This window comes from Pseudomonas cyclaminis (assembly GCF_015163715.1).
Lineage (GTDB): Bacteria > Pseudomonadota > Gammaproteobacteria > Pseudomonadales > Pseudomonadaceae > Aquipseudomonas > Aquipseudomonas cyclaminis.
On the sequence record NZ_JADDUM010000169.1, the window covers coordinates 1 to 1,272 of the forward strand.

General features: G+C 60.8%; 2 protein-coding genes and 1 pseudogene. All 3 read right to left on the reverse strand.

All coding sequences use genetic code 11. The features are described 5' to 3' along the window. Window positions 1-148 (reverse strand): annotated as a pseudogene (locus IQK56_RS20410) (allantoicase); the annotation flags it as partial. A 41-nt stretch (window positions 149-189) separates the two neighbouring features. Beyond that, window positions 190-705 (reverse strand): 2-oxo-4-hydroxy-4-carboxy-5-ureidoimidazoline decarboxylase, encoded by a 516-nt coding sequence (gene uraD, locus IQK56_RS20415; RefSeq protein ID WP_122308384.1) that lies wholly within the window; start codon window positions 703-705, stop codon window positions 190-192. Beyond that, on the reverse strand, window positions 702-1,272 hold a 571-nt coding region (locus tag IQK56_RS20420), incomplete at its 5' end, for a polysaccharide deacetylase family protein (protein WP_193901802.1). The genes IQK56_RS20420 and uraD, both read right to left, overlap by 4 nt.

Genomic DNA, 1,272 nt, shown 5'->3' on the forward strand with positions numbered 1-1,272 from the left:
AAACGCCCTCCTTCCACACGGCCGGGGTCGGCTGGAACAGGCGGTTGGCGTCAGCGAACCAGTCATCGGTGACCGAGATGATCTTGGTGCCCAGGCGGGCGTCGGCCAGGTTGACGAACTTCTCGAAAGGTACGGCGTAAGCTTTCATTCTTCTTGTCTGCCTTGGATAGAGTGGCTGGGGATGGTCGTTTAGAGGGTCAATAAACGGAACAACGCGATCTTGTTGATCTCGGCCAGGGCGCATTTGAATTCGGCGTCTGCCGAGTTGTGGATGCGCGTCTCGAACGCGGCCAGGATCTGGTGCCGGTTGCTGCCTTTTACCGCCATGATGAAGGGAAACTTGAACGTGGCCTTGTAGGCATCGTTCAGCTCGGTGAAGCGCGAGAACTCTTCGGCCGTGCATTGGTGAATCCCCGCGCCAGCTTGCTCATCGGTGCTGGCTTGGGTCAGTTGGCCCTGGACGGCGGCTTTGCCGGCCAGGTCCGGGTGAGCGTTGATTAAGGCCAGCTGGCTGGCATGATCGGCGCTCAACAGGATGTCGCTCATGCGCTGGTGCAGGGTTTCGATCTGGTCGATCGACGCGTCCTGCCCCAGGTCGAAGGCCTTTTCGGCCACCCATGGCGAGTGTTCGTAGATATCGGCGAAGGCGGCGACAAACTCATCGCGGCTCAGGGTCGATGGCTTCAGGGTCTGGAACGCAGTCATTTCGCCGCTCCCGTGTACGGGTGGGTTTCATGCCAGTGGCGGGCAATATCGACGCGGCGGGTGAACCACACGTGTTCATGGCCCTTGGCGTATTCGATAAAACGCTTCAATGCGGCCAGGCGCGCCGGGCGGCCAATCAAGCGGCAATGCAGGCCGATGGACAACATCTTCGGTGCCTCGGCGCCTTCGGCGTACAGCACGTCGAACGCATCCTTCAAGTATTCGAAGAAGTCATCGCCCTTGTTGAAACCCTGCACCTGGGTGAAGCGCATGTCGTTGGTGTCCAGGGTGTAGGGGATCACCAGGTGCGGCTTGCCGGTGGGGTTGTTCGGTTCCCAGTAGGGCAGGTCGTCGTCGTAGGTGTCGCAGTCGTACAGGAAACCGCCTTCTTCCATCACCAGTCGGCGCGTATTGGGGCCGGTGCGGCCGGTGTACCAACCCAGTGGGCGTTCGCCGGTCAGTTCGGTGAGGATGCGGATGGCTTCGAGCATGTGCTCGCGCTCCTGGGCCTCGTCCATGTACTGGTAGTCGATCCAGCGGTAGCCGTGGCTGCAGATCTCATGGCCG

Bases quoted from the DNA above. Each gene is read 5' to 3' on its own strand.
- uraD (WP_122308384.1), bottom strand. From the start codon at position 705: ATGACTGCGTTCCAGACCCTGAAGCCATCGACCCTGAGCCGCGATGAG.